At 53.9% G+C, this 21579-nt stretch carries 20 protein-coding genes and 1 pseudogene; 8 read left to right on the top strand and 13 right to left on the bottom strand.

Annotated features, from left to right (window positions below):
* Positions 1-31: 31 nt before the first annotated feature.
* The gene (locus AC2FIP_RS16915; RefSeq protein ID WP_496698882.1) at positions 32-784 is read left to right on the top strand and encodes an outer membrane protein; all 753 of its coding nucleotides are present in this window, start codon (positions 32-34) and stop codon (positions 782-784) included.
* 526 nt (positions 785-1310) lie between these two features.
* Here AC2FIP_RS16915 and AC2FIP_RS16910 read toward each other — a convergent pair.
* The 4 genes from AC2FIP_RS16910 to AC2FIP_RS16895 all read right to left on the bottom strand — a co-directional run bounded on the left by AC2FIP_RS16910 (position 1311) and on the right by AC2FIP_RS16895 (position 3007).
* A complete protein-coding gene (locus tag AC2FIP_RS16910) occupies positions 1311-1718 on the bottom strand; it encodes a universal stress protein (RefSeq protein ID WP_496787346.1) in 408 nt (135 codons plus the stop codon).
* Positions 1719-1778: 60 nt separating this feature from the next.
* On the bottom strand, positions 1779-2228 hold the full coding sequence (locus tag AC2FIP_RS16905) for a phasin family protein (RefSeq protein WP_496787344.1): 450 nt from the start codon (positions 2226-2228) through the stop codon (positions 1779-1781).
* Positions 2229-2361: 133 nt separating this feature from the next.
* Positions 2362-2769: a c-type cytochrome gene (locus AC2FIP_RS16900; RefSeq protein ID WP_142636019.1), complete on the bottom strand. Its 408-nt coding sequence runs from the start codon at positions 2767-2769 to the stop codon at positions 2362-2364.
* A 31-nt stretch (positions 2770-2800) separates the two neighbouring features.
* Positions 2801-3007 carry a hypothetical protein gene (locus AC2FIP_RS16895; RefSeq protein WP_282021709.1) on the bottom strand — a complete coding sequence of 69 codons (207 nt, stop codon included), beginning with the start codon at positions 3005-3007 and terminating at the stop codon, positions 2801-2803.
* 166 nt (positions 3008-3173) lie between these two features.
* Between AC2FIP_RS16895 and AC2FIP_RS16890 the strand changes: the two genes are divergently transcribed.
* Positions 3174-4394, top strand: a complete 1221-nt coding sequence (locus tag AC2FIP_RS16890) for an APC family permease (RefSeq protein WP_496787342.1) — start codon at positions 3174-3176, stop codon at positions 4392-4394.
* A 48-nt stretch (positions 4395-4442) separates the two neighbouring features.
* On the top strand, positions 4443-6059 hold the full coding sequence (locus tag AC2FIP_RS16885; RefSeq protein ID WP_496787340.1) for an MFS transporter: 1617 nt from the start codon (positions 4443-4445) through the stop codon (positions 6057-6059).
* Between the two features lie 9 nt (positions 6060-6068).
* On the opposite strand, the gene AC2FIP_RS16880 is transcribed toward AC2FIP_RS16885, so the two are convergent.
* The 7 genes from AC2FIP_RS16880 to AC2FIP_RS16850 form a co-directional block, all read right to left on the bottom strand.
* Positions 6069-7643, bottom strand: coding sequence for a trypsin-like peptidase domain-containing protein (locus AC2FIP_RS16880; protein WP_496708952.1), 1575 nt, complete (start codon positions 7641-7643; stop codon positions 6069-6071).
* 424 nt (positions 7644-8067) lie between these two features.
* Positions 8068-9192: an ABC transporter permease gene (locus AC2FIP_RS16875; RefSeq protein ID WP_496787338.1), complete on the bottom strand. Its 1125-nt coding sequence runs from the start codon at positions 9190-9192 to the stop codon at positions 8068-8070.
* Positions 9193-11889 (bottom strand): ribosome-associated ATPase/putative transporter RbbA, encoded by a 2697-nt coding sequence (gene rbbA / locus AC2FIP_RS16870; RefSeq protein ID WP_496787336.1) that lies wholly within the window; start codon positions 11887-11889, stop codon positions 9193-9195.
* A complete protein-coding gene (locus AC2FIP_RS16865) occupies positions 11886-12881 on the bottom strand; it encodes an HlyD family secretion protein (RefSeq protein WP_496787334.1) in 996 nt (331 codons plus the stop codon). Before AC2FIP_RS16865 ends, rbbA begins: the two co-directional genes overlap by 4 nt.
* 346 nt (positions 12882-13227) lie before the next feature.
* Complete coding sequence (locus tag AC2FIP_RS16860) at positions 13228-13605, bottom strand: SnoaL-like domain-containing protein (RefSeq protein ID WP_496787333.1); 378 nt, start codon at positions 13603-13605, stop codon at positions 13228-13230.
* Positions 13606-13849: 244 nt separating this feature from the next.
* The gene (locus tag AC2FIP_RS16855) at positions 13850-14635 is read right to left on the bottom strand and encodes a formate/nitrite transporter family protein (protein WP_496787332.1); all 786 of its coding nucleotides are present in this window, start codon (positions 14633-14635) and stop codon (positions 13850-13852) included.
* A gap of 255 nt (positions 14636-14890) precedes the next feature.
* Positions 14891-15337: a universal stress protein gene (locus AC2FIP_RS16850; RefSeq protein WP_496691984.1), complete on the bottom strand. Its 447-nt coding sequence runs from the start codon at positions 15335-15337 to the stop codon at positions 14891-14893.
* A gap of 369 nt (positions 15338-15706) precedes the next feature.
* On the opposite strand from AC2FIP_RS16850, the gene AC2FIP_RS16845 reads away from it, so the two are divergent.
* Positions 15707-16087, top strand: coding sequence for a hypothetical protein (locus AC2FIP_RS16845; RefSeq protein ID WP_496705689.1), 381 nt, complete (start codon positions 15707-15709; stop codon positions 16085-16087).
* Positions 16088-16220: 133 nt separating this feature from the next.
* Positions 16221-16373, top strand: coding sequence for a hypothetical protein (locus tag AC2FIP_RS16840; protein ID WP_496693808.1), 153 nt, complete (start codon positions 16221-16223; stop codon positions 16371-16373).
* On the opposite strand, the pseudogene AC2FIP_RS16835 reads toward AC2FIP_RS16840, so the two are convergent.
* Together AC2FIP_RS16835 and AC2FIP_RS16830 are read right to left on the bottom strand one after the other, a co-directional pair.
* Positions 16317-16564, bottom strand: a pseudogene (locus AC2FIP_RS16835) (transposase); the annotation flags it as partial. The gene AC2FIP_RS16840 and the pseudogene AC2FIP_RS16835 sit on opposite strands and share 57 nt — an antisense overlap.
* A 981-nt stretch (positions 16565-17545) precedes the next feature.
* Positions 17546-18550 (bottom strand): hypothetical protein, encoded by a 1005-nt coding sequence (locus AC2FIP_RS16830; protein WP_496787330.1) that lies wholly within the window; start codon positions 18548-18550, stop codon positions 17546-17548.
* A gap of 205 nt (positions 18551-18755) precedes the next feature.
* Here AC2FIP_RS16830 and AC2FIP_RS16825 point away from each other — a divergent pair, with 205 nt between their 5' ends.
* The 3 genes from AC2FIP_RS16825 to AC2FIP_RS16815 are packed head-to-tail and all read left to right on the top strand — an operon-like array spanning position 18756 to position 21309.
* Positions 18756-19283, top strand: coding sequence for a PepSY domain-containing protein (locus AC2FIP_RS16825; RefSeq protein WP_496787328.1), 528 nt, complete (start codon positions 18756-18758; stop codon positions 19281-19283).
* A 38-nt stretch (positions 19284-19321) separates the two neighbouring features.
* Entirely contained in the window at positions 19322-19981 is a 660-nt protein-coding gene (locus AC2FIP_RS16820; protein ID WP_142636050.1) for a response regulator transcription factor, read from the top strand.
* A 56-nt stretch (positions 19982-20037) separates the two neighbouring features.
* Entirely contained in the window at positions 20038-21309 is a 1272-nt protein-coding gene (locus AC2FIP_RS16815) for a sensor histidine kinase (RefSeq protein WP_496787327.1), read from the top strand.
* Positions 21310-21579: the final 270 nt, after the last annotated feature.

Genomic DNA, 21579 nt, shown 5'->3' with positions numbered 1-21579 from the left:
TCAAACTTGATTGTTTGACGGGAGGGACAGAATGATTTCGTCAATTTGGGTGAAAAGCTACGCTTGCGGAGTAGCTTTTTTTGCATCTGTGGCCACAGCGGCTTCGGCACAACAATCAGATTGGTCATATGAGGCCACAATCTACCTGTTCATGCCGGAAACAGAGACTACATTGGACACACCTTTGGGCACTCTGGACGGTACGCTCAGCTTTTCGGATGCGTTGGAAAACCTCGATTTTGCCTTTATGAGTGCGTTCTCGGCCACCAACGGACGTTGGCTGATACTTGCAGATTACAACTACACAGACTTATCTTTCAGTAACAGCGCTCCTGGACCTGTCGGCTCGGGTCTGGAGACATCATTTACCACACAATACCTGAGTGGCTATGTTGGCTACAGAGTGTATGAAGCGCCAACTATCACCGTTGACGTCGCCGGGGGTTTCCGGTGGTTCAGCACCGAAACGGAATTTACCCTTCTACCCGGCGCGGCACCGGGGCGCACAACAACGGCAGACGATAGCTGGACCGACCCTGTCATCGGCGCCAGAGCACGGGTACAGTTCTCGGATAAGTGGTCGGGCTCCGGTTTTGTCGACTACGGAGGCTTCCGCAGCGACAGTGAAACCTGGCAGATTCTGCTGACGGCAGATTACGCAATCAACGACAGATGGCTGATCCGCGGTGGCTATCGCTATATCTCATTCGATCATGAAATCGACGGCAACGATTTTACATTTGATCAGTCGGGGCCTGTGCTAGGCGCGACTTATCGGTTCTAAAATTCTTTGTTGGCGAACCCGAGACAAGGTTGTGATGTTACGAACGTCGTTTGATTGGCGCGATTCAATTGAAAAAAGGTTTAGAGAATCAAATTCGCATGTGCCCTCAGATTTGCTTTCGTGCCTGGCCCCAGATCTTGACCTCCGGCATCGATAGCTGGCTGGAGTTTGTTGTAGCCTTCGAAACCTAGCAATGAATGAGACAAGTCTGAGGTAGCGATGCCACTTTCGACCGCGGAGTGAGAATTCACCTAGGCTAGCTTTCGCAATCGCAGCGAATGTCTGAAATGCGGGTTGCTAACGCAATATTTCAAATGGCTGAGGGATGTCGGCTAAGGGCCGTTCAAATCGATGGCGGGTGGTTCTTGAGCCGAAATGCTGCGCTGCACCCAAGGTCTTGAAAGAGCCCATAGCGTGAATACGATTTTCATGCTGCGCGTGCTCGCAACGCCAATTTCACTCCGTCGTCTTTGTGTCCCATGCTGGGCATCCAGCATTCGACTTGGAGCACCTGCCACAAAACGACTCAGCGGATCACGTGGACAGAACAATTGGCGTGGTGAACGACCCGGTTCGCAGTCGACCCAATAAAGATGTTCTCGATCCCCGGCTTGTGTGAGGCCAGCACTATGCAATCGATGCCATTTTCATTTGCGAAATCAACGATCGCTCGGCCAGCGCTCCCCGAGATAAGCCGCGGTTTCGCACCCGGTAGCTCTGCAGCGTTCCGATGTAAGCCCTCCTGAAGCTCTTTTCGCGTGTTTACCAGAACTTCCTCGGGTATCTGGGATGCCACATATGCAGGGATCGGCTCCTGCACATGGAGCACTGTGAATTCCGCATCGGCATTCGCTAGCAAACGAGCAGCTTCAAAAGAGGCCTGTGTATCGTGATCTTTGTCCAGCGCGACTGGAATCAGAATGTTCTTATACATGTTAGTGACCTTCGATTGCTCCAGCTACGATCATTCCGGCCTCCGCGGTGATACGGCACTCTAAACCGGTTCGGATTTCGAAGACTTACCCGCTTTCTTTGCTGTGCTTGCAACATCATCTATTGTTTTTTCCACAGCTTCGGCTTCGGTTTCCGCTGCAAATGCTGCACATCGGGCAACTGTTTCGAACCATTCCTGAGCGTCAGCCACGAGGCGTTCGGCTGAATGCTTTTGCCACTCTGCTATCGATTGCAGTGCTTTCGCCGGATCAGTCGGGTCTACAGCAGACGCCGAGCGCGCAGCTTCTAGCGCGGTTCGAACAGCCTCGTGACGCCTCTCAAACCAATGTTGAGCAAAGGCCTCTGCCTCTTTCAGTGATTTCTCCTGCGTGTCCCAGAATTGCTCAAGCTGAGCGCCTAAAAACGGATTGGCCGTAGTAGTCGGTTGCATCTGCTTGAAAACATCAACAAGTGGGTTGGAGTAGCTTGATTTTGGCTTCTCTTCAGGCATCGGAGATTCCTCCTCATCTTCCCAATGCTGAATGTTACCAAATCCGGTAGAAAATAACCTTAATGTAGATCAACCGGCGTCAACAAACGTGGGCGGTGGTGCTCTACAATCTAATGGCAGCATTTGTACCAACCTACTCGATTTGTATGGACTCAAGATAATAAATCACATTTGCCAACGGCACACCTGCGAACATCGGCTGGCCGTCAGGCATAGTCAGCGCAACTTTTTGGTCCGAATCCAAAGCTGGTCCAAAAATGGGCATTTCTCCGCCATGCGCGAGCAATGGTGCGCGACCATCAATTTGACGCGCCACCTCCTCAATCGGAAAAACACCGTCGTTTTGGGCCGCAAGCCTGGTCAGATCAGGCGTCCTTATTGCCAGCATCTCCGCCATTGGACCATCTCCAGTGGCCTCGAAACCATGGCATTGCCAGCAATAGGTTCTGTAGAGATTGTGCCCGTTTTGAAGGTCAATATCCTGCGCCAGTGCAGCACTTGCAGCAAATATTGACAAAAGAAGTCCGCGATAAACTGGCATCTGTTCCTCCTCGAACGTCAGCATTTCGCGTTTAGACTACGCGGTATTGAGCGAACGCTTCATTGATCTCGCTCATATTCAGCCTTTGAGTACCAGCTGGGAAAAACTGCGACGAAAGTAAGTACACTGCAGTCGGTTCCGCTTGGCTGGTCGGTTCTTGGCGACCAATGACATAGATCAATTCAAAAAGGTACATTACATAGTAAAGCATGAATGTTTCAGCGGGATTGCCGTTCATCGCCTGCATCCAAATCAAACATGGTGATAAGCGGAATTGCAAAAGCGTGGAAATTCCACCGCAGGGGCTCGGAATGAATGGTGGCGAGCCCCTCGTTAGTGACTGGTGTACTTAACCGCGCTGTAGCTTCGGTACACAGGCGTTTGTTCATTGAGGAGTGAAGCCAATGCATACGGCCGATCCACCGACACCTAAACTCCGACGCGCGCTTACTGCCCCGTTGCTTACGCTTTACGGGCTCGGTGTCACCGTTGGTGCGGGAATCTATGTGCTTGTCGGTGCTACCGCCGAGGTCGCTGGTCCTTACGCCGCTTTTTCGTTTCTCATTGCAGCGCTCGTCGTTTCGTTGACGGCTTTGTCGTACGCCGAACTCGCGACACGTTATTCCGTAAGCGCGGGAGAAGCGGCATACGTCGAAGCGGGGTTTCAAAGAAACTGGATTGCCGTGTTGGTGGGTCTCGCCGTCGCTGCTTCGGGAGTGATATCGGCTTCGGCCGTTGCGATCGGAGCGGCCTCTTATCTTCACACCCTGACCAACCTTGGCACCACGTTGCTTACGATCGGCATCGTGTCGGTTATGGGACTGATTGCACTCTGGGGCATTGCGCAATCAGTATTTGTGGCGGCAGTGATCACGATCATCGAGATTTCGGGGCTTCTGTTTGTGATTGGCTGGGGCATGTCCGTGCAGGATCCGCAAGGCTTTGCGTTCAGCGAGACGATTCCAGGCTTTGAGATCTACGCTTGGCGGGGCATTTTCGCGGCGTCGCTTCTGGCTTTCTTTGCCTTTGTTGGATTCGAGGACATGGCAAACGTCGCCGAAGAAGTAAAAGACCCAGTTCGCACAATTCCTAAGGCAATTCTGCTGACGCTCGTTCTGGCGACGGGTCTGTATCTGGCGACCTCAATTACGGTCCTGCTTGTTGTTCCTATCGATACCTTGTCGACTTCGACTGCCCCGCTTGCTTTGGTTTTTTCAAATGCACCCGAAGTAATCAAACAGGGGTTTGCCGCAGTCGCAGTCGTTGCAACAGTCAATGGCGTCCTGATCCAGATGATCATGGCGTCGCGGGTAATCTACGGCCTTGCCGACCGGGATCATCTGCCAAAAATACTGGCGAGTGTCCCACAGGTAACCCAGACACCAGTCGTCGCAACCCTGCTGGTAGTGGCGCTAATCCTTCTACTGACCCAAACACTGCCGATCGGCACCCTAGCAGAACGCACATCTCAGATCGTCTTGGGGGTGTTTGTGCTAGTCAATTTCTCGCTGATCTTTTTGAAGTTGAAACCGGATTCAACCCGACAACATTTCCACGTACCTCTTGTCGTGCCAATCCTTGGTGTGCTGACCAGCACCCTGCTTTTCGGCGCCGGGTTTCTTTGAGAGAAAATCCGACGGCGTTAGGTCGCCAGAACGGGATCCGAATGACGTATGAACACTGATCGACCTACACTTGGAAGGCGGCTATCTGAATGGTGGCACCGGACATTCGTTGATCTGGTCGCGCAACTACAGTGGTCCTACATGCCACCGTTGATGGTGTACTTCGCGGCCGGAGTTTCGGGACTGACATCCGTCGTTGGCGCGTTTTTCCTCAAGGACTATCTGAATCTATCTGCTGCTTTCGTGGCGGGGTTGGCATTTTGGGCCGGGCTGCCCTGGATTTTGAAAATGCCGCTTGGGCATCTGGTGGATCTGTTCTGGCGTTGGAAATCGCTGCTGATATTGGTTGGCGCGTCTCTTATCACGGCCTCGTTGCTTATCATGTATGGACTTGTGACCGCGCCTGCCCAGATGGCCGGGGCCATGCTGCCTGAGCATTGGTATGTCGTTGCCTTGATCCTGGCACCTTCTGGTTATGCCATTCAGGACGTCGTGGCAGATGCCATGACGGTCGAAGCGGTACCACAAACCAACCAAGACGGGTACGCGTTTACGCATGAAGAAGTTCGTGCCCGCCACACTACCATGCAGACACTGGGCAGGATTGCGATCATATCCGGGTTTGCGGGAGTCGCAGCGGTTAACATCTGGATTTTTTCGGGCGCGGAGGATCTGGATAAAAGCGATCGTTTGGTTCTTTATGGTCAGGTCTATCTCGTCGCTCTGGTTGTCCCCTTACTGTCGATCAGCGGAGTGGTTCTTCATGCTCTGATACAGCGTCGCCTCGTTAGTCTTGGGCACCTTCCACACAAACCGGATCAAGCTACCGAAGTAAGGTGGCAAATACTGCTGGGAGGTCTCGCGTTTGTTGTACTCAGCGTTGTGTTGGGAACCGCAAATTTTGCGTTTGCGCAAGAGACTGTTTTTGCGGTTTCGCTCACGGTCATTCTCTATCTCATGTCACGGCTGCTAAGGGAACTGGAGCCGAAACATGCCAAGGTTCTGATCGGGACGGCGACAATTATTTTCGTTTTTCGCGCGGTCCCGTTGCCTGGTCCGGGATTGACCTGGTTCGAAATCGACGAGCTAGGGTTCGACGAACAGTTTCTGGCAATTCTGGCGCTCCTGACCTCACTACTAGCGCTGCTTGGCCTGATCATCCTCAGGCCGTTTATGGCCAGTCGTTCCATCGCGCAGGTGGTGGTACTGCTCACCATTGCCGCCGGAGTGCTGGCCCTGCCTAACCTTGCTTTGTACTACGGAGTGCATGAATGGACGGCCGCGCACACAGGCGGGGTTGTGGATGCAAGGTTCATCGCCATACTCGACACAGCCGTCGAGTCACCGCTGGGTCAGATCGCGATGGTCCCGATGCTGGCCTGGATCGCACGTAACGCCCCGACACATCTCAAGGCGACCTTTTTTGCTGTCATGGCCTCTTTCACCAACATGGCATTGTCGGCAAGCAGCTTGGGCACAAAATACCTAAACCAGGTATTTGTCGTGACTCGTGTCGTGACCGAACCCAGAACGGGTACAGTTGCATCCATCGCTGACTATAGCCACTTAGGGAATTTGCTGATTACCGTGGGCCTGATCTCTGTCATAGTCCCACTGATTATGGTTCTTCTTGTGCAAAATTCACCATATCGGACAGGCGAATGAATACGCGGATCAGTCGCTTTCATTGAGAAGTGTCTTGAGGTGCGACACCGGAACGCCAATATTCGAACCACCAAACTCGGGTAAGATCGCGGCGTTGATCGCAACCACCTTACCGTTTCGGTTCAACGCAGGTCCCCCGCTTCCTCCAGTTGTGGTCTCTGCATCATAGACAATGGCGCCGGGACTGGTCTGGGCTACGATTCCCCGGCTGGCCAGGGGCCGGATTTTATTTTGTTCCGAAAGATGGGTCGCAATTGTCCAGAAATCCACGGCGCCTTTATTCTCTAGCGTTTTCAGAAAACCCGGACCGGCCTGCGCGATAAGAGCCTTCAGGCCGGTTGGATATCCAAGCAGGAAAACTTCCTCTCCCGCTCGCGGCGGCTCATCTGCAAGTAACAGCCCAAGTCCCCGAACGCGTGTGGAGTCGATAGAGAGAAGCGCCAGATCTGCGGTTTCGCTTGCTTTATGCAAGACAGCCTTAATTGGTACAGTTTGATCAGGCAAATAGACCAGCAAACTCAGCATCTCGGCCTCCAGCGCTGCGGCCTGAAGGGCTTGTGCACGGTCGCCAGTGGTCCAGGGCAAGGCGACATGACGGTTGGTCACCAACAGAGGCGGGTCCTGTAGAAGAAACCCGGTTCCGGTAAACTGAAACTCAGCAGGTTCGCCCATCGCATCTGGTTCGAGCCACGGTTGTCCAAATGGCGTTTGCAGATTCTTTCCATCGGGGCCAACCACATGCCGCAGCAATTTCCCGCTTTTGATCTGCCGCAATCCATAGGCGCCCTGGACGAACGCGACGGAACGTGTAGAGGCTGTGATAATCCGCGTTGATGCGCCTGCGCGTTCCTCCAGCGTGCCAAGACGCTGCTCAGTGGACAGCACCTGACTTTCGAAAGCATCTTTGAGTGCACCCAAATCCTCTGGCGTCAACGAGTCTTCCCGGGTCTGTGCCAGCATAACGGCAACCGCTTCGATCTTATGGGATTCTCGTTCCAGGCTGTCCGCCAGCTTCCTGTCGTTCTGAAACAGTAAATACCCAAATACGGCGATCAGAAGGATTGCGCCAATAACGGTGATCCTGAAGAGAATTGTGGTTTGTGATGCTAGCCGACGCCCACTGTCGCGCAGTGCACCGGAAATTTTTCTTGGAAAGGGTCGACGGCTTGTTCTCGCATATGCGTACGCGTCGCTTAGGATATCCTCGACCGTGCGATGTGCAGGGAATGAGTGGTCGCACACCCTGTAGCGGGACATCGGGCCTTTTTCGCCGAATTCGATCATGTCGCCGTGCCTGAGGTCAACCGAAGCGACCTTGTGACCATTGACCCAGATATTCCGATCAGACAACGCGTTTAACGTGTAACCGTCATTTGACCACTGAAGAGTCGCAATGTCTTCGTCATAAGCTGGCACATCTTCTTTCGGTCTTAGCCTCAAGGTACGGTCCGGACTAACCGAGGCTGACACAGCGTTGTCGGCAAGCCAGACTACAGTCCCACGAGACGGGCCGGTCAAGCTCTCCAGGAATGCACGGACATTACCTGTATCAACTCCTGTGTCGCCTTGGTCCGGTGTCCGCATGGCCCATCTCTGTTTAATAGCGCTATACCCACTCTATCATGGGCAACCTCGAAACTTCCACGTTTGGCAATAAAGCACACAATCAGAGTATGCCCGGGCGCGGTTCTCCGGCGGTTAATTGTTACCGTCGAGTTGATTGCAAATAGGTGATGCTATCAGGAGAGGTCCAATGACCGACCGGCCTTCTATACATGTTGACCCGATCATGGTGAACGTGCGTGATCTTCTTCTGGCCACGTAGTGTCATTTGATGGTCCTTGATTTGGATGTTTTGCTGGGTCTGTTTGCCTTCAAGCGCCTGAACCTCCTCCTTTAGTGCTATACCGGCGAGGCAGTATTGTGCCAAAATACGGGCGCGGCCATTGATCTTACGCAAGCGGGTGTTCTGTCAGCCGCCTAGTTTTGCTCAGGTGCAAAAACTTATTTAGGTCTCTTGCGCAACCGAGCGTCTAAAAAGCAGCAGACTTGTTGCCAGAAGGATCGCGCCCAAGCACGCCATCCATACGAACTCTGCCCAGACCGTCTCGATCCCGGCACCTTTGAAAATGATGGACTGACTGGCTGACATGTAGTGGCGGGATGGGAGGATAGATGTTCCGATCTGAAGCCAGCCGGGCTGCCCTTCGATTGGCGTCTCTCCTCCTGACAGCATCAACATTGGAAGCACCGTCAGCATAACCAAAAGTGCGAATTGAGCCATTGAGCGCGCAATCGTCGCAAGAAACACCCCAAGCGCCGTCGCCGTGAAGAGAAAGAGAGCTGTGCCAATTAAAAACAACACCTTCGATCCCGCGATGCTGATCCCCAGGAAGTCTTGCATAACAAAGGTCAGCGAGAGAGCGGTCGCTACCAGAACCACCGCCGCGTTTGCCCAGATCTTGGCGACCGCAATGTCAAATGGAGTAAGCGGCATCGCCAGCAGGTGTTCGATTGTTCCATGCTCGCGCTCACGGATCATGGCAGCACCGGTAAGGATTGTGGTCAGCCACATGATCTGGCCGATCAGCGCGACGATACCTGCGAAACGAACAGTGTCGCGATTTGGATTAAATGCGCTGCGCACAATGATATCGATGGGCGGCGGGTCTAACAATTCTGCTCCGATGGCAAAGCGCCGGATCTCGGCGCTCAAGATATTGATGATGTAGTTCGCTCCAATTCCGGCCTGCTCCATCGCTGTCGCATCGATCAAAACCTGAATTTCAGGCGCGCGCCCGGCTCGAACATCTTTCTCGAACCCTGGGGGTACTGCGACTACAAACAGGAAATGCCCTGCATCCATCTTTTCGGCCCCGGTACCCGGTGCGATCTGGATAACGGGTTGGAATTCAGGCGGAAAAACCGCTGAGGCAAGCGAGCGCGAAAGCGGCGAGCCATCCTCGTCGGCAAATGCAATGGATGCATTGTTGACCGAGTTTGAAACGCCCGTAGCCTCCATTACGGGCGCCAGCGTGAATGACCAGACAAGCAGCGCCATCATCACCCAGTCGCGCCGGAGGCTCATCATTTCTTTCAAACCAAGCCAGAATATGCGGGACAATCGTTGCATTCACTTCTCCTGCGCTCGGAGTAACAGTGCAGCGATCAAGGTTAGCGTAGGCCCGAAACAGGCTAGGGCCAGAAGGTCGGGGGCAAGTGCATCCCAGCTAAGACCTTTGGTGAACGCGCCGACGTTTAGATGCAGGAAATAGGAAGAAGGCCAAAGCGATCCAATTGTCTGGGCGCCGCCTTCCAACGTCGAGATCGGTTGTAGCAGCCCGGAGAATTGAATGGTCGGCACCACCGACGCGATAGCGGTGGCAAAAGTTGCGGCCACCTGGCTCGACGTTATGGTCGCAATAAGCAATCCATAAGATGTGGTTGCCCAAACATATAGGAAAGCACCAATTGCAAGGGGCACCGGATTTCCTTTTAGGGGCACGCCAAAAATGAAGATCGTCATCGCTGCCAAAAGTAGGAAATTGACGAACGCTATCACAATGTAGGGGATCTGTTTGCCAACCAGAAATTCGAGCCGCGTCGTTGGCGTTGCGTAGAAATTGGTGATCGTGCCCAACTCTTTCTCCCGCGCGACACTAACAGCCATCAAAACGGCTGGCAGCATTATCAACAGGATCGCAGGCATAGCAGGGGCCATTGCAGCGATACTTTCAAAGCTTTGATTGTATCGGAAGCGCGGTTCGATGCGGGCGATTTCGACCGACTGCTCACCACTTTGGCGGGCCAGTACTTCCAGAAACGTACTGTGAAGCCCGGCCACATAGCCCTCTATTGTCTCACCCTTGAACGGTATCGCACCGTCCACAATTGCCAAGACTTCAGTTGGCTCGCCGGCGCGCAGCTTGCGACCAAAATCGGGTGGGAGTTCGACAACCAGCGAGATGTCTCCTTTGGCCAACCGCTCGCGGCCGTCTTCAAAACTGGCCAGAGGCACCGTGGGGTTGAAATAGCGCGAACCAGAAATCTCGGCGATATAGGTACGACTCTCAGGCGATTGAGACAGGTCGAGTACCGCGAAATCCAGGTCTTCTATGTCCAGAGTGATCCCATAGCAAAAGACCAACATCAGGATCACCGAGCCAAGGAAAGCAAAAGCCAAACGGACGCGATCGCGCAGAACCTCGGTTGTTTCGCGCCGTGCATAGGCCAGTATGCGCCCGATACTTCCGGCAGCGCCCGGGTTGACAGCATCAACCGAAACATTGGGTGCTGCTACCGGCGCGGGCGGCTCGACGGCCTCCAGGACAGCGATGAACGCACCTTCCAGACTGTCCGACTGCGCCGTTGCGATCAACTCATCTGGTGTACCTTCAGCTAATACCCGGCCTGCATGCATGAAAGAAACGCGATCACAGCGCTCCGCTTCGGTCATGAAATGTGTCGAGACGAAAATCGTTACATCATCGTCTCGCGACAGCTCGATTAACAGCGCCCAAAACGAGTCGCGCGCCTCGGGGTCCACGCCCGAGGTTGGCTCATCCAGGATCAACACCCGAGGCTGGTGGATCACGGCGACGGCAAGGGAAAGACGCTGCTTGATACCCAGCGGAAGCGCCGACGCCAGCGTGCCCATATGTGCCTTCAGGCCGAAACGTTCGGCCAATTCATCAATGCGTTCTACACGATCCTTGATCGCAAAGATGCGAGCGTGCAACTGGAGGTTTTGTTGAACGGTCAGCTCGCCATAAAGCGAGAATGCCTGGCTCATATACCCGATCTCGCGGCGCATCCTAAGATCGCGCGCATCCACCGGTCTGCCGAACAGCAGCGCCTCTCCCTCACTTGCTGGCAGAAGACCTGTCAGCATTTTCATGGTGGTTGACTTGCCGCAGCCGTTTGATCCGAGGAAGCCAAAGATTTCGCCTCGGTGGATCGAGAATTCGACGTTGTCGACGGCAGTAAAATCGCCAAAGCGCCGGGTCAACCCACGCGCCGTGATCACCGGGTCTGCACCTTGATGATGCATGGGTACCTTGTTCGGCACAAACCGGAGTTCTCCTCGCGCCTGTAGCTGCCTGTAAGATGTTTCAAGATCCCGGGCTTTACCCTTCAGCTTGGCAGGGGGGCCGTGAAATATCACCCGACCGGCATCCATCGCTACGATAAAATCGAATTGTTCGGCTTCCTCCATATAGGCTGTTGAAACCAGTATGGAGAGACCGGGCGTTTCTTCTCGGACCGCGTCTATCAGCGCCCAGAATTGGCGCCGCGACAGGGGATCAATTCCGGTCGTCGGTTCGTCCAGTACCAGAAACTTAGGGTCGTGGATCAGCGCACAACACAGTCCAAGTTTCTGCTTCATTCCGCCCGAAAGTTTGCCCATAAGCCGGTCCGAAAAGGGCGCAAGTCCGGTCGCTGACAGCAAGGCCGCGATCCTGATTTCACGTTCCTGTTGCCCCTGTCCGAAAAGACGTGAAAAGAACTCGAGATTCTCACGCACAGACAGTTCCGCGTATAAGTTGCGGCCCAATCCCTGCGGCATAAATGCGATCGCCGGGCACACGCGGTGACGGTGCGCGTGGTCACCTATCGATCCCCCGAGAACATCAATTTCCCCGGACTGAAGTTGCTTTGCGCCGGTAATCAATCCCAGCAGCGTTGACTTGCCAACCCCGTCCGGCCCGATCAATCCGATAAGCTGGCCAGTTGGCAGAACCAGCGAAAGGTTATCCAACGCAACATGCTGTCGGTACGTGTGTGTGACACCGTTGATGCAGAAACCAGATGAGCCCCCCTCGGCGCTCATTCGAACAGCTCGGGTGGAATTCGTCTATCCAGATCGTCTGGCCACGCGCCATCGGAAGTAAGTCGGATCATTGCAATGCCGCGAAGGCCGGTCTTCACATGCTCAATCCGCGCCGTAACCAAATCCCTGGGAATGCGAACCCGAACGCGAAACACCAGCTGCTCCCGTTCGCTCAAAGTTTCTACCTGCTTGGGAGTGAATTGAGCTTCGGGAGAGACGAAGGTTACGGTTGCTGGGATGGCAAATTCCGGCAACGCATCAAGCACGATGCGCGCCTCGGCACCGATGGGCAATAGCCCCGCTTCGCGTGCAGGCAGGAAGACCTCCATATAGACGTTTTCCAAACTGAGTAACGTCAAGATCGGTTCGCCCGCTCCAACGACCTCACCGGGCTCGGCCAGTCGATACAGAATACGCCCCGGCATGGGAGCGATGAGGGAACCATCCTCTATTTGTGCCGCAATCCGGCGCACCTCGGCTTCTGCGGCGGCAATCTGGCTATCCGCCGTTGCAACCCGGGCCTTGGCCGCGCCCAGCACGGCATCCGCAACCTGAAACGCGGTTTCACGATCCTCAAAGACAGTCATCGAGATATTCTGACCGGCCAGCAACGCCTTTGCCCGGTCAAGCTCCTGCGAAGCGCGACGCTGCTGGCTTTCTCGCTGGATGACCACGGCTTCGGCTTCGGCCTTGGTTTGGCGCGCCAGCGCAACCTCGGCACTGGCACGGTCAAGGGCTGCAGATAATTCATCTGTATCCATTTCAACCAGCAGTTCACCCGAAGCAACCAGGCTGCCCTCTGCTGCCATGACCCGAGCAACGCGCCCGGCAAATGTTGGAGCGATTTCTACTTGTTCAGCCTCGATCCGCCCATTGCCCTGTACAAACCCAGCCGGCAATTCATCACTGTCTTCGGCGACGAAAAAGTAAACAGCTGCACCTGCAAGTAGGAGCGCTATGGCGATCAGAATTGCGCGTACGTTCTTTCTCATGGCCCCGCGCACATTAGTTAATTTTCTAATCTAATTTAGCTCGCTCTCGAAGTGATGCCTTGAGTTGGATCAAACAGGTTCTATCTGATGATTGTCCAAGTGCTTATCGGGTACGAAATTGCGGCACAGGTCTGGTTGTTGGCCCACATCCATGGCCCAATGAGGCTTTCGGGGTGTGAATCTCTATGACGGCTGCGCCGAATTGGTCGCAATGATGCGCAAGGGCAAGCATCCCATAGTCGAAATAAATGCCCAGTTGTCCATCTGTCGTGTCAAAGCTCTTACGAGTCACGCTTCCAACGTGCAGATAAAACCAACACTGCGTCAGCGTTGCTGGCTGTCGTTCCTACTTCGGCAACATGAAGAACTCTTCTAGTACAATTTTCCCATCTGCTACCGAATAAACTGCGATCTCGCGCAAGGTCATGTGTTGCCCTGTAGCCTTCTGCGTTACGTTGACCTTATATCGTACACCGAAGCGGTTTGGGGGATGAACATAGGGGCCATCCACGTCGAATTCGACGATTTCATGAGCTGCCAGCCAATCCTCTCTTTTTCCTTTGATAGCATCCCGGCCCTTGGTGATGCGAAACTGTCGAACCGGAGGCACAACCGCCTCAATAGATTGAGCGTTTTCTGCATACATTTCACCAACGTTTGCAAGACCTCTGCGATCACGCATTGCCTGAACGAATGTTCGTCCAATCTCGACTAATTCTTCCATAATAGCCCTCCAATTTCAGCCTCAACTGTATCACATCTTACCTTTGCCAATCTTGACAGGGATCAATAAAATTAGATGTTCGCGAAGGATTCAGATCAGGATCGAGAGGACGACTTGCACAGTGGAAATGAGCGGTCCAATTCCCGGCGCCGTCTTCAGCCAGTGCGCTATTAGACAACGCCTTCAGAACCATCTGTTTCCGTTCATTCCGCTCCGGTGGGTGCTTAAATCGAAGAAGCAGATCTTACCGTTTGGATCCGCCAAGATAAGCAAACCAATAGGCCAAGGCAACTCCTCCCGCCCCGCCGACAATGTTACCCAGAGTGACCCATAGCAGATTGGCCGCCGCTGCGAAAACCGGCACTGTTGCTCCCGCTGCCCAGCCCTGCGGGAAGAAATACATGTTCGCAATCGAATGCTCGAGCCCCAGCAGCACAAATGCAGAGACGGGCCACAAGACCGCTAAAATTTTTCCGGCGACGCTGCGGGCTGCGAAGGACAGCCATACGGCAAGGCAGACCAGCCCGTTGCACAATGCGCCGCGGGCGAAAGCCTCCATCGGTTCCAACCCCGCTTTGGCATTGGCTACCCATATAGCAGTGCTACCCATCGGCCCCTCGAGCAAGCCGGTCAGGGCGAAGGCCAATGCAAGCCCAACGGCACCCACGAAGTTACCAACGTAGACGATGCCCCAGCTTCGGAACAGCAGCCGCAACGGTATCTTGCGATCGACCGCTGCTATCACCATCAGAACATTGCCGGTGAACAATTCTGCACCACCTGCGATCACCAGGATAAGGCCCAGGGAAAACACTGCTCCTCCCAGAACGCGGATCGGCCCTGAAGCGCTGTCTGCCCCTGTGACCGCCATCGTATAGGCCGCTGCGCCAAACCCTATGAATGCTCCAGCCAGCATCGCAAGAACGAACATGGGTGCTAGTGGCAGCTTTGCCTTTGCGACCCCGGCAGTCTCAACTAACGTTGCAATTTCAGCGGGTTTATGAGCATCGAACAGGGCCGGGGGGTTCATGTGGCGCTCCAGAGTTGGCACGAGTTTACGTAGCAGGTAGTTTAAGCCTGTCTTCTGACTTTGAACTAACGCGCAAATAAAACCGGAAGCCTACCTGTTCCCTCTGAGTTCGGATAGTTCCACCTAACACAGTTTGGCGCGCGGTCATGGCCATAGGTACCCATGAGGTCTACTTCAGCTTCCGCTTTCGCGAGATCTCAACGCAGAACTTTTCGATCCTCATCGTTTAGCGCCGATTGGGGCCAAGTTTGAAATTCAGGCAACGGTTAAAACAGCACAAGTGGCATTCCGACTGATGCCTAGAGAGGTGCTCCCTTGAATTAGGCTACTAATGCTTCCCAATCCACGGCGGCCCGTCACAATCAGGTCAGCTTTGCATTGCTCGGCACATGCGATGATCTGGTCTACGGGATCACCGCGTTGGGTATACGTTTGCGAAACCGTCTGATTGTACTCTTCGGCGATCTCTCTACCAGAGGAAATAATCTTGTTTGCTGCCTGCTGCACCTCTTCGTCTGAAGGCATTGTCGTGACGGCGTGATAGCCAGCCAATGCGCCCATTGCGAACGCCACGGTTTGGGGTTGAGGTGTATGAACAAGGTGAATCTGGGAGCCATATTTGCTTGAAATATCACAGGCAACGCGCAGAGCTGCTTCTGACGCCTCAGATCCATCCAAGCCAACTACGATCTTTTTGAACATGTTGCACTCCCTCCTTAGTGAGGGGTTAGTATGGGCGAGCTTGCAGTAGTTAACTTTGACTCAAATCAACACATTTCACTGCAGGTTCGAGCGTAGTCGTCCGTCTATTTCCAGAAGATATACGGTAACTGAACCAATTTTGAAAAATGTTAGGAGTTGCAAACGGGTCATCTCAAAGGGGTAACAGCGCATAATTATTGCGAAAAACCTCGCGCAGACGCTACATTTTTTCAAAGGGTATCAAGTTAAGCCCAATGATAAAGATCAAGGGAAATGGCGAGAAGAATTGCTATTAGGGGCGTGCGTTTCAGTTCGTTTGGTAGATTGCCCACGACACGAGATTCAATCTTATTTCTGAGGAAAACAACGATGCCTTCCTCTCCGCCTTGGGTTCGCCCAGTTACGATAGCCGCAGCACTCTTTGGTCTCCTTACCATTTTCTCGGGAGGAACAGCCCTGTTTGGGGGCGCTGCTGCCAGTGCTGCAGTCGGAGATGCAGTTCCATTCGTGCTTTGGTTCAATTTTCTGGCTGGATTTATCTATTTGTTAGGCGCTTTTGCGCTCTATAAATCCACAATCTGGGCACAACGAATTGCCTGGTTGCTTGGCTTATCTACACTATTGGTGTTCGTTGTTCTGATACTAGTGGCACTTAGTGGAACGCCGTTTGAATGGCGAACGGTCGGCGCAATGACCATACGCAGTGCATTCTGGTTAACTGTAGCTTTCGCGCTTTCCAAAACCGCATAAGCCAGCCAACGGGTGCCTCACCCGCGCCCAAATAACTTGGCAAGACAGGCACTTTTGATTGGGATCAAGGGCCGAAACGAGCAGTTTCGACATAGTTGGTGCGTTTTTCGAACCGATTTGCAGGAGGATCGGAATGACTGTGCTGATTGCCTACGGTACCCTAGAAGGCCAAACGGCTAAGATTGCGTATTTTATCAACGATGTAGTCAGAGAAGCCGGCTACGAAACGAAGCTGATCAACGCCGGCGGTCACCCCCGCTGTCTGTCTCAGCGGCAGCTTGAATAGCACTTTGGTCGACAGGCAGAATTGGATCGTCGCATTCGAAAAGACCGGCTGTGACAAGGCCGACCTTCGTGCGCCGCGAGCCAGGTCATGTCCTTGTCCTGCCAGACAAGAAGTGAGCCGCGCTCCTTAGGCGCAGCATTGTAGTCGGACCAATTCGTGACGCGTTAACGGGCGGAAGATGGCTTACTCATCCACACCGTTTAACCTTATGGATTCGCGTTGTGAATCCCTCGCTGCGAAAGATATGCAACAACGCCCATGTTCGTGAGAACATAGCGGTCAAACTATCAGAAGGTAATTTAAGATGAGATTGATACTCGCAATTTTGCTTCCGTTTGTGGTGTTCTTCACGATCCAACGCCCTTTTCAGGGCTTTTTCTGCCTGCACTGCGTATTCCCAGTGAGTTGCCGCGTGAATCCCAATAAAGCTGCCGCCCAATCTTGTTGACAACGTTCATCCAGACCGATGGCCTCAAATCGACGTACCACAGGCTACTTGGCAGGAAGGCCACAGGGCAGACCTTCGCCGCGCTTGCATCAACAAGCCCTACAAACGGCGGCAATGCACTTGAAGCAGACCCTTAATCCAAGATGCAGTGTTGTGGAGCTTTGGACAGTGGCTATACGGACAAAGCTGCCATCGGGAAATAAAACCAAAATGGCAGCATTTTCTTATATGGCGGTCAATGCCCCCCAGTTTGTCCACTCATACGCAACAACATTAACCGAACGTGAACAATGTATTCTCAGAGTGTTCAACCGTTATCGTTCATACTTCCTTACTCAGGGCCGATCAATGCGTGCCCGGATGCACTGAAGGGGAACAGCATGATCAATACTGCCAATGAGGGTGCGCCTAGCATTCCTACAGCAATGCAATCCTCGCGCACCGTCTCAGGCGGTGAATTGTCAAGCATCACGAATTCGAGCAACGGTCGCTTCCCTCCTATCGAAAATGCACTGTCTGAACTATTCAACAATGAGCGGCTAAAAGAGGCGAAACGAGGCGTCTGATCTCTCAACAGAACGTCTGCGTATATCCCAAGTCACGTGGTGTTGTCTGGGATGTAGTGAAACCCGCTCCGGATCGGAGCGGGTTTTTTTATTTGTGATGTTGTTATGCCTGCTGGCTCGGGTCTATTTGACCTGGTGATTGATTGGACAATCAGCAATCAGCTTTCAAGACCAAGCAGAGTTTTTACGGCAGCTTCGACCTCATCCGTCACAGGCTTGTTGGCGGCAGCCTCCAACGCTTCACGCTCGGTCTGCGGTTGATTTTCTACAGCCTCAGTCAGCGCATCGACTTCTGCCACCGTATCGTTGTAGTCGACCGCAGCCTGCCGTTCGGCGCCTAGGTCTTCGGCCGTATCGAGGGCTCCCTGAAGTTCGTCATTGGCTTCCTTAAGCTCTGCTTCTATATCCGGATCTGTGCCCCCGGCATCGGCAAGAGCGTCCTCAAGCTCGTTCACGCGATCCTGTTTGTCCTGAACATCTGTCAGAGCCGCATCAAGGTCCTCTTCGATCTCAGAGACCGGGCGGTCCGGCGGGGTCATGCCATCCAGCTGTGCCTGTGCTTCCGCAAGCTCGTCACGCAATTCATCTCCGGCCAGAACCGCGTCACGAAATGCGGCGATGCGGCCCACACGGGAATTAGGAGAGGCGTTCTTGAGAGCATTCTCATTAGCGTTGGCGGCGTTCAGTGCGCCTAGTTCAGATGGGTGCACGCCCAGCAGATCCGCCATCTTGTACCCTTTTGGTTTCGGGGCGGGGCGAATTGCTTTGGTCACCTGATCCACTGGTTGACTTTTGCGAACGGTCTTTACGGCTGTGGTTTTGGCTTTGGTCTTTTTACCCCCAAACAGGTCTTTCAAGGAAAACTTGTTTTTTCCCGATGACTTTGACTTACCAGCGTTGGAAGATTTCCGGTTAGATTTTCCGGCCGCTTTATCACTATCGCTAATGGACGCACCAGATCCGCCATTACCGTTTCCACCACCATTGCCGTTTCCACCGCCATTGCCATTGCCGTTACCGCCGCCGTTTCCGTTACCGCCGCCGTTGCCCCCTTTGGCATAAGCAGCATCAGGAAACGCGACAGCTCCGACAATCGCGGTCGAGCCCAACAGGGCGATGGCAATAGCAGAGGCTTTTAGCAGGCTGATCGATTTGGTGTTCATAATGGTCCTCGTTCATCAGGTGCGATTCTCGTCTGTCACGGTAATCAGCGGCGAGCAGACGCAAAAACTGGGTGCCGAAAACAGAATTCGACACACCTGATCTAAACCCATCATCGTTGAACCCACGCGTAACTGGCTGTTCACCGTAGGTTCACATAGAAGTCGGTAGATTGAGCCGGCGTTTTCGCAGTAATGAGTGACAAGGATGAAAAAGCTTATTGCCATTGCCTGTCTACTTGCCTTTCTCCACCCCGGAGAGGGACAGGCCGCTGCACGTGAGTTGACGCAATCCGAGTTGCGCAAGGCGACAACCTCAGGCAGTGCCATTCGTTTGAAAAAAGTAATCAAAGGCGTTGAAAAGGTTTTTGGTGGAACGCCAGTTGACGCGCGCGCCTTTCAGGCTGACAGGCTATATTACCGTATTCTCGTCAAGAAACCCGATGGTATAATCGTCAGTGTCATCGTCAACGCTCAAACGGGTGTTGTTGTGTCCAACCGATCCGTTGTTGGCCGCCAGATTTCTGAAGCTGCCCGCGCTGCGCCGGGTAAATCCGGCAAGGGCGCTTCGCAGGGGAAATCTGCAAACAAAGGCAACAGCGGCGGTAACTCCGGTGGCAATGGTGGTGGTAATTCCGGTGGTAACGGTGGCGGTAATTCCGGTGGTAACGGTGGCGGTAATTCCGGTGGTAACGGCGGCGGTAACTCCGGTGGTAACGGCGGGGGCAAAAAGTAATGGTTATACTTCCATTTGCTCGCCTATAGTCCCTAAGTATGAGAGTATTGCTGGCAGAAGACGAACCGCACCTCTGCGAACAGATCAAAAAACTCCTGAACGCAGAAGGCCGCGTTGTGGATGTCGCCAATAGTGGGCTCGACGCCCTGCATCTGGGTGCGACCGAACCATATGACATGATCATCCTTGACCTCGGCCTTCCAGAGCGCGACGGCATTTCGATTCTGCGCGAATGGCGCAACGAGGGTGTCAAAACACCGGTGCTGATTCTGACTGCCCGCGATGGCTGGAGCGAAAGGGTCGACGGCCTGGATGCGGGCGCAGATGACTATATGACCAAACCGTTCCACATGCCCGAACTGGCCGCGCGTGTTCGCGCCATCCTGCGACGGCAAAGTGGACAGCTGAATCCCGTGATTGAAATGGGAAACGTCATTCTAGATACCCGTAACGGCCGGGTGACAGCCGATGGCGTGCCGGTTGACCTGACTGCTCAAGAAATCGCGGTGCTGACTTATCTGGCGCATAATTCTGGTCGGATGATTTCACGATCAGAACTTTCAGAGCATATCTATGAATACGATGGAGACCGGGATTCGAACACTATCGCCGTATTTGTTACCCGTCTGCGCAAGAAGCTTGGCACTGACCTGATCACAACGGTTCGGGGTCGTGGATATATGATCGATTCGGCCTGATGTTATCGCTGCGACAACGGGCATTGCTGGGGGGAATTGCATCTGGGGCAGTGTCTGTGGGCGTAGGCACACTGGCGGTTTTCTCATACATTGATGCACGGGTGTCCAACCGGTTCGACTCCGCGCTGCTGGATCGTCACACACAGCTGGTTGTCGGGCTGAATGTCACAACCGAAAACCCGGAGGCACTACGAGATCTGATATTTGACCCGGCTTATGGCACCCCATATTCCGGACGATACTGGCAGGTCAGAAGCGCCGACGGTGTGGTCTTCACCTCTCGCTCGCTGTTTGATGAGGTCATCGCGGAACCCCCCGATATTCCTGACATCCCCACACTCTGGGACACAAGCGGTCCGGAGAATGAAGTGCTGCGCAGCGCTTTTCAGAAGATCACTTATGAAGATGGCACGGTATGGGGCGTCAGCGTCGCCGAAAGTCAGGCTCAGCTCGTGGCCGAGCGGCGCGCGGCGCAGAAAAGCCTGCTGCCGGTGTTTGGCCTAGTTGGCCTGATCGGTTTAGCCGGCTCGTTGTTTCTGATTTCAGTTGTTCTGGGACCATTGCGAAAGCTGCGTACGGATGTGGCCCATCGCTGGGATCAGGACGAAGACCTTAGGCCAACAGATTACCCCGAAGAGGTCTCGCCATTGGTCGAGGACCTGAACCAGCTGCTGCGTCGGAACCGCGAGATCGTCTCGGGTTCGCGCCGCCAGGCCGCAGATCTGGCACACGCATTGAAAACTCCTACAGCCATATTGCGCAATGAACTTGTGACATTGTCCGACGCCGGAGCGGTGACAGATACCGCACAAGAGGCGCTGGACAGGATCGATGCTCAACTTGGTCGATCTCTGGCCAGGCTGCGGGCTTTGAACGCTGCTGACCTGACCCATTCGCGGACCGATCTGTCTAACTCCATCGAGCGCCTGGCGCGGCTGTTCTCGGCCATGGCGGACCGCGAAGGCAAATCGCTGCAGATCGATGCCGATCCGGGTCTTTGGGTGCGCATGGATACGCAGGACATCGAAGAGATTTTGGGCAACCTTCTGGACAATGCGGTCAAATGGTGTCGAAGCGCGGTACGGCTGACCGCGAAACGTAAGCAGAAATGCATCGAAATCAGTATCGAGGATGACGGTCCCGGAATTCCAGAAGACGCCCACCGCGAAGCCTTGCGATCCGGCGGACGACTGGACACCTCGGTCGTTGGTAGCGGGCTTGGGCTGGCGATCGCGGTCGACTTACTGAAAGCCTACGATTCCAGACTAGATCTGGACCGCTCTGAATCGCTGGGTGGGTTGTTGTGTCGGATTGTGATCCCGACCTGAAGTCGCCCGGAATCTGATCTGCAAAGTGTCGTTTGAACAATTCGCAACTTTAACTACCAATGGGCCCGAACCTGTCGTCTGACGATCTCAGTAGGTCATCGGGTTGGTTCAGACCGCACAAAGTCGGCCTAATGGACGAAGCAGGCGTTCGACTGGGTTCACATTTTCAGAAAATGAAGGCACTTTTTTTCTGCGCATTGGATAGGGCGATCAAAAGTTACAGCCAAAATACTTCTGTGAAGGTAAACCGATAGGAAGAACTGCCGAAGA

The organism is Ruegeria sp. CDSB114 (assembly GCF_059611025.1).
The sequence above is the reverse complement of the archived record's forward strand: the minus strand, read 5'-3'. Positions and strand labels throughout refer to the sequence as shown.

Coding starts and splice junctions, on each gene's coding strand:
- AC2FIP_RS16915 (WP_496698882.1), top strand. CDS start 32: ATGATTTCGTCAATTTGGGTGAAAAGCTACGCTTGCGGAGTAGCTTTT.
- AC2FIP_RS16910 (WP_496787346.1), bottom strand. CDS start 1,718: ATGTATAAGAACATTCTGATTCCAGTCGCGCTGGACAAAGATCACGAT.
- AC2FIP_RS16905 (WP_496787344.1), bottom strand. CDS start 2,228: ATGCCTGAAGAGAAGCCAAAATCAAGCTACTCCAACCCACTTGTTGAT.
- AC2FIP_RS16900 (WP_142636019.1), bottom strand. CDS start 2,769: ATGCCAGTTTATCGCGGACTTCTTTTGTCAATATTTGCTGCAAGTGCT.
- AC2FIP_RS16895 (WP_282021709.1), bottom strand. CDS start 3,007: ATGAACGGCAATCCCGCTGAAACATTCATGCTTTACTATGTAATGTAC.
- AC2FIP_RS16890 (WP_496787342.1), top strand. CDS start 3,174: ATGCATACGGCCGATCCACCGACACCTAAACTCCGACGCGCGCTTACT.
- AC2FIP_RS16885 (WP_496787340.1), top strand. CDS start 4,443: ATGAACACTGATCGACCTACACTTGGAAGGCGGCTATCTGAATGGTGG.
- AC2FIP_RS16880 (WP_496708952.1), bottom strand. CDS start 7,643: ATGCGGACACCGGACCAAGGCGACACAGGAGTTGATACAGGTAATGTC.
- AC2FIP_RS16875 (WP_496787338.1), bottom strand. CDS start 9,192: ATGCAACGATTGTCCCGCATATTCTGGCTTGGTTTGAAAGAAATGATG.
- rbbA (WP_496787336.1), bottom strand. CDS start 11,889: ATGAGCGCCGAGGGGGGCTCATCTGGTTTCTGCATCAACGGTGTCACA.
- AC2FIP_RS16865 (WP_496787334.1), bottom strand. CDS start 12,881: ATGAGAAAGAACGTACGCGCAATTCTGATCGCCATAGCGCTCCTACTT.
- AC2FIP_RS16860 (WP_496787333.1), bottom strand. CDS start 13,605: ATGGAAGAATTAGTCGAGATTGGACGAACATTCGTTCAGGCAATGCGT.
- AC2FIP_RS16855 (WP_496787332.1), bottom strand. CDS start 14,635: ATGAACCCCCCGGCCCTGTTCGATGCTCATAAACCCGCTGAAATTGCA.
- AC2FIP_RS16850 (WP_496691984.1), bottom strand. CDS start 15,337: ATGTTCAAAAAGATCGTAGTTGGCTTGGATGGATCTGAGGCGTCAGAA.
- AC2FIP_RS16845 (WP_496705689.1), top strand. CDS start 15,707: ATGCCTTCCTCTCCGCCTTGGGTTCGCCCAGTTACGATAGCCGCAGCA.
- AC2FIP_RS16840 (WP_496693808.1), top strand. CDS start 16,221: ATGACTGTGCTGATTGCCTACGGTACCCTAGAAGGCCAAACGGCTAAG.
- AC2FIP_RS16830 (WP_496787330.1), bottom strand. CDS start 18,550: ATGAACACCAAATCGATCAGCCTGCTAAAAGCCTCTGCTATTGCCATC.
- AC2FIP_RS16825 (WP_496787328.1), top strand. CDS start 18,756: ATGAAAAAGCTTATTGCCATTGCCTGTCTACTTGCCTTTCTCCACCCC.
- AC2FIP_RS16820 (WP_142636050.1), top strand. CDS start 19,322: ATGAGAGTATTGCTGGCAGAAGACGAACCGCACCTCTGCGAACAGATC.